Raw genomic sequence first — 14,609 nt, 5'->3', positions numbered from 1 at the left:
CACGACCTGCACCGGCCGGCCGCCGGCGCCGCGGATGTCGGTGAGGTCGGCGGCCCGCTCCCGGCGCGTCCAGTGCCACGCCTTCGTACGGCGGCGCAGCAGCTTCGCGGCCTCCAGCTGCGGCAGCACGTCCGCGCAGGCGGGGCCGAAGAGGTCCAGGTCCTCCTCGGTCAGCGGCAGCTCCGCGGCGGCGGCGCACAGGTGCGGGGCGAGCACGTAGGGGTTGTCGGGGTCGAGGACCGTCGATTCCACCGGTTGGTCGAACAGGGCCTCGGGATGATGGACCAGGAAGGTGTCCAGCGGGTCGTCGCGGGCGACGAGGACCGCGAGGGCGCCCTGGCCGGAGCGGCCCGCGCGGCCCGCCTGCTGCCACAGGGACGCGCGTGTGCCCGGATAGCCGGCGATCACCACCGCGTCCAGGCCCGAGACGTCCACGCCCAGCTCCAGGGCCGTCGTGGCGGCGAGGCCGAGGAGTTCGCCGGAGTGCAGAGCGCGTTCCAGGGCGCGGCGTTCCTCGGGGAGGTAGCCGCCGCGGTAGGCCGCGACACGCCGGGCCAGGGAGCGGTCGACCTCGGCGAGCCGCTCCTGGGCGATCACCGAGATCAGTTCGGCGCCGCGCCGGGAGCGCACGAAGGCGACCGAGCGCACGCCCTGCACGGTCAGGTCGGTCAGCAGGTCGGCGGTCTCGGCGGTGGCGGTCCGCCGCACGGGTGCGCCCTTCTCGCCCTGCAGCTCGGTGAGCGGGGGCTCCCAGAGGGCGAAGACCAGCTCCCCGCGCGGGGAGGCGTCGTCGGCGACCTCCACCACCGGCAGGCCGGTCAGCCGGCGGGCGGCGACCGCGGGCTCGGCGGCGGTCGCCGAGGCCAGCAGGAACACGGGGGAGGAGCCGTAGCGGGCGCACAGGCGGCGCAGCCGGCGCAGCACCTGGGCGACGTGCGAGCCGAAGACCCCCCGGTAGGTGTGGCACTCGTCGACGACGACGTACCTGAGGGACTTCAGGAAGGAGGACCAGCGCGGGTGGGAGGGGAGTATCCCGCGGTGCAGCATGTCCGGGTTGGTGAGGACGTAGTTGGCGTACTGGCGGATCCACTCGCGTTCCTCGAACGGGGTGTCCCCGTCGTACACCGCCGGGCGCACCGAGGTGCCGAGAGGTTGTGAAAGTTTCTTCACCGACCGGCACTGATCCGCCGCGAGCGCCTTGGTGGGGGCCAGGTAGAGGGCGGTGGCGCCGCGGCCGTTCGGAGCCTCGGCACCGTCCAGAAGGGTGGACATGACGGGCACGAGGTAGGCGAGGGACTTGCCGGAGGCGGTGCCGGTGGCGACCACCACCGAGTCGCCGTCCAGGGCGTGCTCCGCGGCCAGCGCCTGGTGCGCCCAGGGGTGCTCGATGCCGCACGCCTGGACGGCCGCGATCACCTCGGACCGAATCCGGTCAGGCCAGACGGCATGGCGGCCCGCGCGCGGGGGCAAGTGCTCCGTATGAGTGATGCGCGCAGCCCGGCTCGGCCCGGAGGCGAGCCGGTCCAGGACCGTGCCCGGAGACGGGCGGGACGCCGCGTGGGCCTGGGATCGATCGGATCGGTGATTCTTGGCCATCGGCACCGAGTGTGTCACTGGCGTGACGGACAATGGAGTCAAGGCGTCGTGCACGCCTGCCGGTAAGTGATTGAATGCCATCGCGGCTGGCGTAGCGTCCCGGGGGCCGCAAGTCGGGTGCCCGAGGGGCGACCGCTCGATAGCAAGGTGCTGGAGGATCCGTGGACCTGTCCCTGTCGACCCGTACCGTCGGCGATCGTACGGTCGTCGAGGTCGGTGGCGAAATCGACGTATATACCGCGCCCAAGCTGCGCGAGCAGCTGGTCGAGCTGGTGAACGACGGGAATTTCCACCTCGTCGTCAACATGGAGGGCGTGGACTTCCTCGACTCCACCGGGCTCGGCGTGCTGGTCGGCGGCCTGAAGCGGGTTCGCGCCCACGAGGGCTCGCTGCGCCTGGTGTGCAACCAGGAGCGCATTCTCAAGATCTTCCGCATCACCGGCCTCACCAAGGTGTTCCCGATCCACACCTCGGTCGAGGAAGCGGTGGCGGCCACCGACTGATCGACCACCGACTGATCGGCCACCGACCGATCCCGGACCGGCCGTCGCCGTCGGGCTCCCGCCGGGGCCCGGACGTCGGCAGGTCTCGTCCCGGGCCGTCGCGGACGCGCGGTCCGGGGCACAGATGTACACCGGGGGGTGCGGGCGCTCGGCGGCCCGGCCCCCGTCCGCACGCCCGTAGTCGCGAGGGGGATGCATGGCCACCGTCGAACTCCGATTCAGCGCGCTGCCCGAGCACGTCAGGACCGCCCGGCTGGTGGCGGCGGCGGTGGCACGCAGGGCCGGAGTGGACGAGGCCGTCCTGGACGAGGTGCGGCTCGCCGTGGGCGAGGCCTGCTCCCGGGCCGTCGGACTGCACCAGATCAGCGGCGTCACGGCACCGGTGAAGGTGGCGCTGATCGAAGAGGAGAAACAGTTCTCCATCGAGGTCGGCGACGAGGCCCCGCACGCCGCTCCGGGCGGCGACGCGGCCGGTGCCGGGCAGGACGGCGACGCGGAGGTCGAGGAGGACGAGATGGGCCTCGCGGTCATCAGCGGCCTCGTCGACGACGTGGAGGTCACCACCGGGCAGAACGGCGGCCTGATCCGCATGACGTGGCCGACCGCACCGCCGGCCACCGCACTCGCCTGACCGCGCCCGCCCGGACCGCCGGGCGGCCACCGCCCAGGGGCCCTGCCGAGCAGGGCCCCTGTCGTGTTTTCCGGCGGACGTTGAATTCGTGAAGGAATTCACGATCAAAACCCGATAATTTGATCAAGCACCCATGTGGCCGTCAATGCGTTTGGGGCATTACTTCTTTCGGGTTCGCTGTCTGTGCAGACAGGCCAATTCTGTTTACTGTCCCCTGTTTAGATCACCCGCCGGTACCTACAATCCGTCCACATCTTGAGCTCAGCCCAAGCGTCAAGGAGGACGAATGGCGGGGCTTTCTACCCCACATCAGTTGGGTCACCCCTCATCCCTCGCAGCCGCGGTCCTGACCGACGACAACCGGATCATCGTGGCCGTCATCGCGGCGGTCGCCCTGGCCGCTCTGGTGGTCGCGGGGATCCTGGTGCGCCAGGTGCTGGCCGCGGGCGAGGGCACCGACAGCATGAAACGGATCGCCGAGGCGGTCCAGGAAGGCGCCAAGGCGTATCTCGCCCGGCAGCTGCGCACGCTCGGCGTATTCGCCGTCGTCGTCTTCTTCCTGCTCATGCTGCTGCCCGCGGACGACTGGAATCAGCGGGCCGGCCGCTCGGTGTTCTTCCTGATCGGAGCGGCGTTCTCGGCGGCCACCGGCTATATCGGCATGTGGCTCGCCGTACGCAGCAATGTGCGGGTCGCCGCGGCGGCCCGGGAAGCCACCCCGGCGGAAGGCGAACCGGAAAAGGATCTCACCACCGTCTCGCACACCGCGATGAAGATCGCATTTCGCACGGGCGGCGTCGTCGGCATGTTCACGGTGGGGCTCGGCCTGCTGGGCGCCTCCTGCGTGGTGCTGGTGTACGCCGCCGACGCACCGAAGGTGCTGGAGGGCTTCGGCCTCGGCGCCGCCCTGATCGCGATGTTCATGCGGGTGGGCGGCGGCATCTTCACCAAGGCCGCCGACGTCGGCGCCGACCTGGTCGGCAAGGTCGAACAGGGCATTCCGGAGGACGACCCGCGCAATGCCGCGACCATCGCCGACAACGTGGGCGACAACGTCGGCGACTGTGCGGGCATGGCGGCCGACCTCTTCGAGTCGTACGCCGTGACCCTGGTGGCCGCGCTGATCCTCGGCAAGGCCGCCTTCGGCGACTCGGGGCTGGCCTTCCCGCTGCTGGTGCCCGCCATCGGCGTGATCACCGCGATGATCGGCATCTTCGCGGTCGCCCCGCGCCGCGCCGACCGCAGCGGCATGACCGCCATCAACCGGGGCTTCTTCATCTCCGCGGTGATCTCCCTGGCGCTGGTAGCGGTCGCGGTCTTCCTGTACCTGCCGTCGAAGTACGCCGACCTCGACGGCGTCACCGACGCGGCGATCCGGGCCAAGGACGGCGACCCGCGCATCCTCGCGCTGGTCGCGGTGGCCATCGGCATCCTGCTCGCCGCCGTCATCCAGCAGCTGACCGGCTATTTCACCGAGACCAACCGCCGTCCGGTGCGGGACATCGGCAAGACCTCCCTCACCGGCCCCGCCACCGTCGTCCTCTCCGGCATCTCGGTGGGTCTGGAGTCGGCCGTCTACACCGCCCTGCTCATCGGGCTCTCCGTCTACGGCGCGTTCCTGCTCGGCGGTACCTCGATCATGCTGGCGCTGTTCGCGGTCGCGCTGGCCGGCACCGGACTGCTCACCACGGTCGGTGTGATCGTCGCCATGGACACCTTCGGGCCGGTCTCCGACAACGCCCAGGGCATCGCCGAGATGTCCGGCGACGTCGAGGGCGCGGGCGCGCAGGTGCTCACCAACCTGGACGCGGTCGGCAACACGACCAAGGCCATCACCAAGGGCATCGCCATCGCCACCGCCGTCCTGGCCGCGTCGGCGCTGTTCGGGTCGTACCGGGACGCGATCACCACCAATGTGCAGGACGTGGGGGCGAAGCTGACCGGGCCGGGTTCACCGCTCAGCCTGTCGCTGGACATCTCGCAGCCCAACAACCTCGTCGGCCTCATCGCGGGCGCCGCGGTCGTCTTCCTCTTCTCCGGACTGGCCATCAACGCGGTCTCGCGGTCGGCGGGTTCGGTGGTGTTCGAGGTGCGGCGGCAGTTCCGCGAGAAGCCCGGGATCATGGACTTCAGCGAGAAGCCCGAGTACGGCAAGGTCGTCGACATCTGCACCAAGGACGCCCTGCGGGAGCTGGCCACGCCCGGTCTGCTCGCCGTCATGGCGCCGATCTTCATCGGGTTCACGCTCGGCGTCGGCGCGCTCGGCTCCTACCTCGCCGGCGCGATCGGCGCGGGCACGCTGATGGCGGTGTTCCTCGCCAACTCCGGCGGCGCCTGGGACAACGCCAAGAAGCTGGTGGAGGACGGCCACCACGGCGGCAAGGGCAGCGAGGCGCACGCCGCCACGGTGATCGGGGACACGGTCGGCGACCCCTTCAAGGACACCGCGGGACCCGCGATCAACCCGCTGCTGAAGGTCATGAACCTGGTCTCGCTGCTGATCGCACCGGCGGTGATCAAGTTCTCCTACGGCGACGACAAGAACCTCGGCGTGCGGATCGGGATCGCCGTCCTCGCGCTGCTGGTGATCGTCGTGGCCGTGTACATCTCCAAGCGGCGCGGCATCGCCGTCGGCGACGACGAGAGCACGGAGCGGGTCGCCAACTCGCCGGACGCCGCGGTGGTTTCGTAGATCCGGTCGCGAAGGCCTGGCCAACGGGCGGGCGGGTGGCGCGTACTGACGCGCCGCCCGCCCGCCTCCGTGTGTGCTCGCCCACGTCGTGAGCCTTCTCTCCCATGGTGCGAAAGGTCACAAAAGCAGACTTACGACTCGTTCGGCAGGGGGAGGGGGTGTGTTCGCCGTGTAGATTCCGGGGGCCGAGAGCCATGGAAGGGACCAATCCGGTGAACAAGAAGCTCGCGGCCGCACTGTCCGGCGGTGCGGTACTGGTGGTGGCGGTGTCCGGGTGCAGCGGCAGCGGTGAGGAGGGGCCCGACCCCAAGCTGGTGTCCTGGGCCAAGACGGTGTGCGACGCGGTGCCCGCGCCCAACGCGAAGATCAGGTCGGCCAACGCCGCGATAGCGGCCATCGCCACGGACAGCAACCTCCCGCCCAAGAGCGCGCAGAAGACGTACGCCGAGGCCTTCCAGGACATGGCCGACGGCTACAAGACGCTCGCGAACGCCCTCGACACCGCCGGAGCGCCCCCCGGCGTGGAGGGCGGCGCCAAGCTGCAGCGGGACGCGGCCAAGAACCTCTCCGGCCTCGCCACGTCGTACGCCGAGCTGAAGAAGAAGGTCGACGGGCTCGACACCAAGGACCAGGGGAAGTTCGCCCGTGGTCTCAAGGAGGTCGCCAGCCAGTCGAAGGAGATCGGCAAGCAGAGCGACAGCGGCACGCAGGCGCTGAAGCGGCTGGAGCAGGAGGACGTCAAGAAGGCGATGGCCAAGCAGCCCAGCTGCAAGGTCGCCGCGTCCGCCTCCGCGTCCGCGCCGGCACCGGCGACAGCGGGCTGACGTCGGCGAACGCCGCGCGCGAAGTCGGCCCCGGGCAGCCGCCCCGGGCCACAATGGGGGCGTGACTGACTCCGGACTCGCTCCCCTGCCCGCTTCCGACCGGCCCGACATCGCCGCGCGTCTGAGGGACGCGCTGCTGGCCGCCTCCTTCACCGCCGACGGGCTGCTCGACCTGCTCGGCGCCGCCGCGTACGCGGCGCTGGCCCGCAGCGAGACCGTGCCCGCGCTCCGGGTGACCCGAGGCGACAGCCCGCTGGAGACGCTCGTACGGCTGTTCCTGCTCCAGCAGCCGGTGCCGCACGCGCGCGTGGCGGCCGTTCTGCCGGTCGAGGAGGCGCTGGAGGCCGGCTGGCTCACGCGCGTGGGCGGCGACGAGGTCGCCGCGACCGTGGACGTGCGCCCGTACGGCGGCCCCGGCGGCGAGGACTGGTTCATCGTCTCCGACCTCGGCTGCGCGGTGGGCGGCGCCGGTGGCATCGGGCAGCGCGCGGAGGGCGTCGTCCTGGGCGTCGGCGGCGCCTCCACCACCCTCGCCGGCATCACCGTCCGCACCCCCGTCGCCGCCGCCCTGGACCTCGGCACCGGCTCCGGCATCCAGGCCCTGCACGCCGCGCAGCACGCCACGCGCGTGACGGCGACCGACCTCAACCCGCGCGCGCTCCACATCACGGCGCTCACGCTGGCACTCTCCGGCGCCCCCGCCGCCGACCTGCGCGAGGGCTCGCTGTTCGAGCCGGTCCGGAACGACGAGACCTTCGACCTGATCGTCTCCAACCCGCCGTTCGTGATCTCCCCGCGCGCCCGGCTGACGTACCGGGACGGTGGCATGGGCGGGGACGATCTGTGCCGCTCGCTCGTTCAGCAGGCGGGGGAACGGCTGAACGAGGGCGGGTTCGCGCAGTTCCTCGCGAACTGGCAGCACGTGGCAGGGGAGGACTGGCAGGACAGACTCAGGTCGTGGGTGCCGCGCGGGTGCGATGCCTGGATCGTGCAGCGCGAGGTGCAGGACATCACGCAGTACGCCGAGCTGTGGCTGAGGGACTCCGGGGACCACCGCGGCGACCCGGCGGAGTACCAGGCGCGGTACGACGCCTGGCTCGACGAGTTCGAGGCGCGCAAGGTCAAGGCGGTCGGCTTCGGCTGGATCACCCTGCGCAGGACCGGGTCCGCCGAACCCGTCGTCACGGTGGAGGAGTGGCCGCACCCGGTCGAGCAGCCGCTCGGGGAGGCGATCCGGGCGCACTTCGACCGGCTCGACTACCTCCGGACGCACGACGACGCGGCGCTGCTGGACAGCCACTTCAAGCTCGCCGCCGAAGTGGTCCAGGAGCAGGTCGGGCTGCCCGGCGCCGAGGACCCGGAGCACGTGGTGCTGCGCCAGCACCGCGGGATGCGCCGGGCGACGAAGGTGGACACGGTCGGTGCCGGGTTCGCGGGCGTGTGCGACGGCACGCTGAGCGCGGGCCGCATCCTGGACGCCATCGCGCAGCTCGTCGGCGAGGACCCGGTGCTGCTGCGCGACCGCACGCCCGCGCAGATCCGGCTGCTGGTGGAGCAGGGCTTCCTGGAGCCGGTGCGCTGAGCGGGGCGCGCGGGTCGACGGCCACCTGGGCCGGGGCCCGGTGGGCTGCTCGTCGGGTATGTGCGGGCCTGGGTTCCGTGCGCCGGGCGGACGGGGCCGAAGTCGCGCTGGGCGGGTACGCGCGGGCCGGGTCCCGCAGGGCGGGTACGCGCGGGCCGGGTCCCGCAGGGCGGGTACGCGCGGGCCGGGTCCCGCGAGGCGGACGGGCGCGGGCCGGGGCCTTTGCGCGGCGGAGCCGGGTCGGGGTGTCGTCCCCGGCCGCCCGCGCCGTCGTGGCCGCGGACCGATGAGGCCGTGAGCGGGTCGCGGGCACCGTCGTATGCCGGGGGCACGGGCCCGGCGGGGAGGCCGGCCGGGGTCCGATCCGACCGGTTTCCGGAAAACGGCCGGAAAAATATGGGCGCCGGGTTCCCGGCACCCCCGTCCGTTCGCACGTTCGAATATGTGGCGGCCTTCCGTTCACCCCCGGGTCGCCTTCCCGTCTCCCGCGCGTGCCACCCTCCCGGCGCTGGGCGGAGCGCATGGCGGGGAAGGGGTGGGCGGGCGGTGGAGAGTGGTCCGGCGATCTTCGCGGGAGTGGTGTTCGCCCTGTTCGGGGCCGGTCTGCTGGCCTGGACCGGGACCCGTCTGCGGCGCCGGGAACCGGTGGCCCTCGGTGTGAGCCGTGTCGCATCGGCGGCCTGCGCGAGCGCGGCCGGGACGGTGGCGCTGGCCCTCGGTGTGTACTGCCTGACCCGGCTCTGAGACCGGCGGGCGCCATGTCCGCCGGGTAAGGGGAGCGTTACGCTCCGGACAGGGGTGCGGGGGTGGCCGGGCAGTCCGGGCGGCAGGAATGGCGGTAGTCGGGTTACCGTTCGAGTGGCCGTTGTGGGCTTTTCCCGTTTGACACGGGGGCGGGATGTAGCGTCACACTCCGCAGCGTCACACGAGCCAGCAGTACGCCGCGACCCCGGGACCAAGGCCTGGGGAGGCCCCAGCGTCGACCGGAGAGAAGAGCGAAGTTGTCCCCGACCAGCGAGACCGCACAGGGCGGTCGCCGACTCGTCATCGTCGAGTCGCCTGCCAAGGCGAAGACGATCAAGGGCTACCTCGGCCCCGGCTACACCGTCGAGGCGAGCGTCGGGCACATCCGCGACCTTCCCAACGGCGCCGCGGAGGTGCCGGAGAAGTACACCGGCGAGGTCCGTCGCCTCGGTGTGGACGTCGAACATGACTTCCAGCCGATCTATGTGATCAACGCCGACAAGAAGGCCCAGGTCAAGAAGCTCAAGGACCTGCTGAAGGACTCCGACGAGCTGTTCCTCGCCACCGATGAGGACCGGGAGGGCGAGGCGATCGCCTGGCACCTCCAGGAGGTCCTGAAGCCGAAGATCCCGGTCAAGCGCATGGTGTTCCACGAGATCACCAAGGACGCGATCCGGGAGGCCGTCGCCAACCCGCGCCAGCTCAACCAGAAGCTGGTCGACGCCCAGGAGACCCGCCGCATCCTCGACCGCCTCTACGGCTACGAGGTCTCCCCGGTGCTGTGGAAGAAGGTCATGCCCCGGCTGTCGGCCGGCCGCGTGCAGTCCGTCGCCACCCGACTCGTCGTGGAGCGGGAACGCGAGCGGATCGCCTTTCGTTCCGCCGAGTACTGGGACCTGACGGGGACCTTCGCGACCGGCCGCGCGGGAGACTCGTCGGACCCGTCGTCGCTGGTCGCCCGCCTCCAGACCGTCGACGGCCGGCGGATCGCGCAGGGCCGCGACTTCGACTCCGTGGGACAGCTCAAGAGCGCGAACATCCTCCACCTCGACGAGGCGACCGCGCGCGCCCTCGCCGCCGCCCTGGAGAACACCCGCTTCTCCGTGCGGTCCGTCGAGTCCAAGCCGTACCGCCGCTCGCCGTACGCCCCGTTCCGTACGACGACGCTGCAGCAGGAGGCCAGCCGCAAGCTCGGCTTCGGCGCGAAGGCGACCATGCAGATCGCGCAGAAGCTGTACGAGAACGGCTACATCACGTACATGCGTACGGACTCCACGACGCTGAGCGACACGGCGATCGCCGCGGCTCGCGCCCAGGTCACGCAGCTGTACGGCGCCGAGTACCTGCCGGCCACCCCGCGCGTCTACGCCGCCAAGGTCAAGAACGCGCAGGAGGCGCACGAGGCGATCCGTCCCTCGGGTGATCGTTTCCGCACGCCCGCGGAGACCGGTCTGACCGGGGACCAGTTCAAGCTGTACGAGCTGATCTGGAAGCGGACCGTCGCGTCCCAGATGAAGGACGCGACCGGCAACAGCGTCACGGTGAAGATCGGCGGCACGGCTGCCGACGGCCGGGACGTCGAGTTCAGCGCCTCCGGCAAGACGATCACCTTCCACGGCTTCCTGAAGGCCTACGTCGAGGGTGCCGACGACCCGAACGCCGAGCTGGACGACCGCGAGCGCCGGCTGCCGCAGGTCGCCGAGGGGGACGCGCTGTCCGCCGAGGAGATCACGGCCGACGGCCACGCCACCAAGCCCCCGGCCCGGTACACCGAGGCCAGCCTGGTCAAGGAGCTGGAAGAGCGCGAGATCGGCCGCCCGTCGACGTACGCGTCGATCATCGGCACGATCCTGGACCGCGGCTACGTCTTCAAGAAGGGCACGGCCCTCGTGCCGTCCTTCCTGTCCTTCGCCGTGGTCAACCTCCTGGAGAAGCACTTCGGGCGGCTCGTCGACTACGACTTCACCGCCAAGATGGAGGACGACCTCGACCGCATCGCCGCGGGTGAGGCCCAGGCCGTGCCGTGGCTGAAGCGCTTCTACTTCGGCGAGGGCCACGACGGCGTCGGCAGCGCCGCCGAGGCCGGCAACGGCGACGGGGACCACCTCGGCGGTCTCAAGGAGCTGGTGACCGACCTGGGCGCGATCGACGCGCGCGAGGTGTCGTCGTTCCCGGTGGGCAACGGCATCGTGCTGCGGGTCGGCCGCTACGGCCCGTACATCGAGCGCGGCGAGAAGGACACCGAGCAGCACCAGCGCGCCGACATCCCGGACGACCTGGCGCCGGACGAGCTGAGCGTCGAGCTGGCCGAGGAGCTGCTGGCCAAGCCCAGCGGCGACTTCGAGCTGGGCACCGACCCGGCCACCGGCCACACGATCGTGGCCAAGGACGGCCGCTACGGCCCGTACGTCACGGAGGTGCTCCCCGAGGGCACCCCGAAGACCGGCAAGAACGCGGTCAAGCCGCGGACGGCCTCGCTCTTCAAGTCGATGTCGCTCGACACGGTGACGCTCGAGGACGCGCTGCGGCTGATGTCGCTGCCGCGGGTCGTCGGCACCGACGCCGACGGGGTGGAGATCACCGCGCAGAACGGCCGGTACGGCCCCTATCTGAAGAAGGGCACGGACTCGCGCTCGCTGCAGTCCGAGGACCAGATCTTCACGATCACGCTGGAGGAGGCGCAGGCGATCTACGCCCAGCCGAAGCAGCGTGGCCGGGCCGCCGCCAAGCCGCCGCTGAAGGAACTGGGCGCGGACCCGGTCTCCGGCAAGCCGGTCGTGGTCAAGGACGGCCGCTTCGGCCCGTACGTCACCGACGGCGAGACGAACGCGACCCTCCGCTCCGGCGACAGTGTCGAAACGATCACTCCGGAGCGTGGCTTCGAGCTGCTCGCCGAGAAGCGGGCGAAGGGCCCCGCCAAGAAGACGGCGAAGAAGGCGGCGGCCAAGAAGACCGCCCCGGCGAAGAAGACCGCGGCCAAGAAGACGGCCGCGAAGAAGACGACGGCCGCCGCGAAGAAGACGACCGCCAAGAAGACCACCGCGAAGAAGGCGACGGCTTCCAACACGGAGGACTGAGCCCGCACCGGCCCGCGACGGCTTCACTGGGGCGGGTGATCTCACGCCGGGCCGGTGACCGTGGTGCCGGTTCGGTGACCGTGGCGCCGGGCGGTGACGTTTGCCGGGCTGGTGGTCGCCTCGCCGGGGCGGTGATCGGCGTGCTGGGCCGTGCCGCCTGGACGGGGCTGGAGAGTGCCTGGCCGGTCGGTGGCCGTCTCTGTGGGCTGATGATCGTCTCAGCGGACCGCCGGCCGTCGCGGGTTCGCGAAACGAACGCCCCGGCGCCGCCTCGGTGCCGGGGCGCGCGTGCGTCGGGACGTGCGAGGTGTGGTGTCAGTCGCTGCGGATAGGCTGAACGCATGACGCGAGCCGAGCAGCCGACGGCCCACCCCACAGCACCGGACGACGCCCTGGTCGCGGACTCCCGCGAGCGCGCCGTCCGTTCCCTGCTGCGCCGACCGCAGCTGAGGCGCCTGTGGAGCGCGCAGCTGGTGAGCGGTGTCGGCGACACCCTGTCCCTCCTCGTACTGGTCCTCCTGGTCCTCCAGGCGGCCATCGCCGAGGGCGCCTTCGGCGGTGGCTACCGAGGCGTGGCGTTCGCAGTGGCGACGGTCTTCGCCGCCCGCATCCTCGCCGCGCTGCTCTTCGGCGCCGTCCTCCTCGGCCCGCTGACCTCGCTCACCGCCCAGGAGGGCCCGCTCGACCGCCGCTGGACCATGGTCGGCGCCGACGGCGTGCGCGCCGCGCTGCTGATCATCGCGCCCCTGTGGATCGACTGGACCCCGGACAACGCGCTCGCCGTCCTGCTGGTCACCGCCTTCGTCACCGGCGTCGCCGAGCGGCTGTGGACCGTGTGCCGGGAGAGCGCCGCCTGTCGCTGCGGACGACCTTCCTGGCGATCCCGCTGGCCGCCGCCACCCTGCTCGTCGCCGCCCTGCTGAACAACCTGCTGGGCACCGGCATGGACTGGTTCGACCAGCACCAGGCGGCCCTCGGGTCGTACGTGGCGGCGGGCCTGTTCGCCGCCTCGCTGTCCGTGCTGACCTCCCTGGCACTGCCCGACACGCGCACCCCGCGCCCGCGGTCCCCGCTGGAGGGCCTGCGCCGCCCGCGCACCGGCACCGGCGTCGACAAGGGCCGTACCGGCGCCATCCCGCTGCTCGTCCCGGCCTGCGCCGGAGTCGCCGGGGCCGTCGCGGCGGCCGTCGCGGTGTGCGTGCTGCACGCCAAGGACCTCGGCGGCGGCCCGGTCCTCTACGGCCTGCTGGTGCTGGGCCTGACCGGCGGTGTCGCCGTCGGCATCCGCACCGCCCCCGCGCTGCTGCCCTCGCTCTCCCGCCGCCGCCTGCTGGCCCTGGCGATCGCCGTCACCGGCATCGCGCTGCTGGCCGCCGGGCTGGTCCCGGACGTCACCACCGTCCTGCTGATCGTCACCCTGGCCGGCACCGGCGCGGGCGTGGCCGCCAACACCGGGCACACCCTGCTCGACCAGGAGACCGAGGACTTCCGCCGGGCGCGCACCACCGAGCACCTGCACGCCGTGGTCCGCGTCTTCATAGCGCTCGGCGCCCTGATCGCGCCCCTGGTCGCGGCGCTGATCGGCCCGCACCGGCTGGAGAACGGCAAGTTCGTCTTCGCGCACGGCGGTGCCGCCTTCACGCTGATGCTGGTCGGCGCGCTGCTGCTGCCGGTGGCCGCGCTGGTGCTCGCCAAGGTCGACGACCGGTCCGGCGTGCCGCTGCGCCAGGACCTCAAGGACGCGCTGCTCGGCGGCGACGACCCGGTCACCGCACCGGCGGCCCGCGGCTTCTTCATCGCCCTGGAGGGCGGCGACGGCGCCGGCAAGTCCACCCAGGCCGAGGCGCTCGCCGAGTGGATCCGCGCCAAGGGCCACGAGGTCGTGCTCACCCGCGAGCCCGGCGCCACCCCGGTGGGCAAGCGGCTCCGCTCGATCCTGCTGGACGTGTCCTCGGCGGGCCTGTCGCACCGCGCGGAGGCGCTGCTGTACGCCGCCGACCGGGCCGAGCACGTCGACACGGTCGTACGCCCCGCCCTGGAGCGCGGCGCGGTGGTGATCTCCGACCGCTACATCGACTCCTCGGTCGCCTACCAGGGCGCCGGCCGCGACCTGTCCCCGACCGAGATCGCCCGCATCAACCGCTGGGCCACCAACGGGCTCGTCCCGCACCTCACCGTCCTGCTGGACGTCTCCCCGGAGACCGCCCGCGAGCGGTTCACCGAGGCGCCGGACCGGCTGGAGTCGGAGCCGGCGGAGTTCCACGCGCGCGTGCGGGCCGGTTTCCTCACGCTCGCCGCCTCCGACCCGGGCCGCTACCTGGTCGTGGACGCCGGGCAGGAGCCCGAGGCCGTCACCACCGTGATCCGGCACCGCCTGGACATCGTGCTGCCGCTGTCCGAGGCCGAGATCAAGGCCCAGGAGGAGGCTCGCCGCAAGGCCGAGGAGGAGGCCCGCCGCAAGGCCGAGGAAGAGGCCGCCCGCAAGGCCGAGGAGGAGCGCCTGGAACGCGAGCGCCAGGAGCAGCTCGCCAAGCTGCGCGCCGAGGAGGAGGAGCGCAAGCGGCGCGAGCTGGAGGAGGCGCAGCGCCGCGAGGCCGAACGGCAGGCGGAGGAGGCCCGGCAGCGGGCCGAGGAAGCGCGTCGGCGCGCGGAGGAGGAGCGGCAGCGGCTGCTCGCCGAGGAGAAGGCACGCGCCGAGGAGGAGGCCCGCCGCAGGGCCGAGGAGGAGCGGCGCCGCAGGCAGGCCGAGGAGGAGGCCCGGCTGCGCGCCGAGGAAGAGGCCCGGCAGGCCCGGCTGCGCGCCGAGGAAGAGGCCCGGCAGGCCCGGCTGCGCGCGGAGGAGGAAGCCCGGCGCCTGGAGGCGCAGCGCAAGGCCGAGGAGGCGCTGCTGCGCGCCGAGGAGGCCCGCAGGCAGGCGGCCGAGGCCGCGGCGGCGGCCGACGCGGCGGCCCGCAGGCCCA

At 72.2% G+C, this 14,609-nt stretch carries 8 protein-coding genes and 1 pseudogene; 8 read left to right on the top strand and 1 reads right to left on the bottom strand.

The features are described from left to right. Positions 1-1,677 (bottom strand): DEAD/DEAH box helicase (locus CCN44_RS27120; RefSeq protein WP_167404035.1); only part of this gene is annotated, 1,677 nt, incomplete at its 3' end. 80 nt (positions 1,678-1,757) lie between these two features. Here CCN44_RS27120 and bldG point away from each other — a divergent pair. From bldG to tmk, 8 genes and pseudogenes are all read left to right on the top strand, one after another. Further along, entirely contained in the window at positions 1,758-2,099 is a 342-nt protein-coding gene (gene bldG / locus CCN44_RS27115; protein WP_059251475.1) for an anti-sigma factor antagonist BldG, read from the top strand. Positions 2,100-2,295: 196 nt separating this feature from the next. Further along, positions 2,296-2,730, top strand: coding sequence for an ATP-binding protein (locus tag CCN44_RS27110; RefSeq protein ID WP_059251477.1), 435 nt, complete (start codon positions 2,296-2,298; stop codon positions 2,728-2,730). Between the two features lie 286 nt (positions 2,731-3,016). Further along, a complete protein-coding gene (locus CCN44_RS27105; protein WP_059251479.1) occupies positions 3,017-5,422 on the top strand; it encodes a sodium-translocating pyrophosphatase in 2,406 nt (801 codons plus the stop codon). Between the two features lie 212 nt (positions 5,423-5,634). Next, positions 5,635-6,246 (top strand): hypothetical protein, encoded by a 612-nt coding sequence (locus CCN44_RS27100; protein ID WP_059251481.1) that lies wholly within the window; start codon positions 5,635-5,637, stop codon positions 6,244-6,246. Positions 6,247-6,307: 61 nt separating this feature from the next. Continuing rightward, positions 6,308-7,828 carry a DUF7059 domain-containing protein gene (locus tag CCN44_RS27095; protein ID WP_059251483.1) on the top strand — a complete coding sequence of 507 codons (1,521 nt, stop codon included), beginning with the start codon at positions 6,308-6,310 and terminating at the stop codon, positions 7,826-7,828. 546 nt (positions 7,829-8,374) lie between these two features. Further along, positions 8,375-8,572 carry a hypothetical protein gene (locus CCN44_RS27090; RefSeq protein WP_086700338.1) on the top strand — a complete coding sequence of 66 codons (198 nt, stop codon included), beginning with the start codon at positions 8,375-8,377 and terminating at the stop codon, positions 8,570-8,572. Positions 8,573-8,829: 257 nt separating this feature from the next. Next, the gene (gene topA, locus CCN44_RS27085) at positions 8,830-11,649 is read left to right on the top strand and encodes a type I DNA topoisomerase (protein ID WP_086700335.1); all 2,820 of its coding nucleotides are present in this window, start codon (positions 8,830-8,832) and stop codon (positions 11,647-11,649) included. 341 nt (positions 11,650-11,990) lie between these two features. Then, positions 11,991-14,609 (top strand): annotated as a pseudogene (tmk, locus tag CCN44_RS27080) (dTMP kinase); the annotation flags it as partial.

The organism is Streptomyces tricolor (genome assembly GCF_002155905.1).
GTDB classification, from domain to species: domain Bacteria; phylum Actinomycetota; class Actinomycetes; order Streptomycetales; family Streptomycetaceae; genus Streptomyces; species Streptomyces tricolor.
The sequence above is the reverse complement of the archived record's forward strand: the minus strand, read 5'-3'. Positions and strand labels throughout refer to the sequence as shown.